The organism is Candidatus Symbiopectobacterium sp. NZEC135, from assembly GCF_025962695.1.
On record NZ_JAGFPF010001132.1, the window covers coordinates 1 to 697 of the forward strand.

General features: G+C 54.1%; 1 protein-coding gene. It reads left to right on the forward strand.

The window, feature by feature from the left end; genetic code table 11:
• Window positions 1-615: TyrR/PhhR family helix-turn-helix DNA-binding protein (locus J5224_RS32890; RefSeq protein WP_264629108.1), on the forward strand; the 615-nt coding region annotated here is incomplete at its 5' end.
• Between the last annotated feature and the right edge of the window lie 82 nt (window positions 616-697).

Genomic DNA, 697 nt, shown 5'->3' on the forward strand with positions numbered 1-697 from the left:
CGTTTTCTCAATGACGGCACCTTCCGTCGGGTAGGGGAAGAGCACGAGGTGCACGTTAATGTCCGGGTGATTTGCGCCACGCAGAAAAACCTGCTGGAACTGGTGCAGCGCGGTGAGTTTCGTGAAGATCTCTATTACCGGCTTAACGTACTGATGCTCACCTTGCCGCCACTGCGCGAACGTCCGGCAGATATCATGGCGCTCACCGAACTGTTTGTGGCGCGTTTTGCCGATGAACAGGGCATTGCCCGACCACGCATTGCGCCGGAACTGTATCATCTGCTGCCGCAGTACGGGTGGCCGGGTAATGTGCGCCAGTTGAAGAACACGGTGTATCGTGCATTGACTCAGTTGGAAGGGCGTGAACTGCGCGTGCAGGATATCGATCTTCCTTCGTTCACTCTCGATACCGTACAGAGCGATGATTTGCTTGAAGGTTCACTGGATGATATCAGCAAGCGCTTTGAACGCTCGGTGCTGACCCGCCTTTATCAGGCTTATCCCAGCACGCGTAAACTGGCAAAACGTCTGGGTGTTTCCCATACCGCCATTGCCAACAAATTGCGTGAATACGGCTTGAGCCAGCGAAAATCCACCGATGAGGCGGATGAGTAACCAACAAAAACGGCTGCCTTTGGCAGCCGTTTCTTTTTATCCGCTGAGGCTTATTTCAGTGCGGCCAGCGCGGCATCATAAT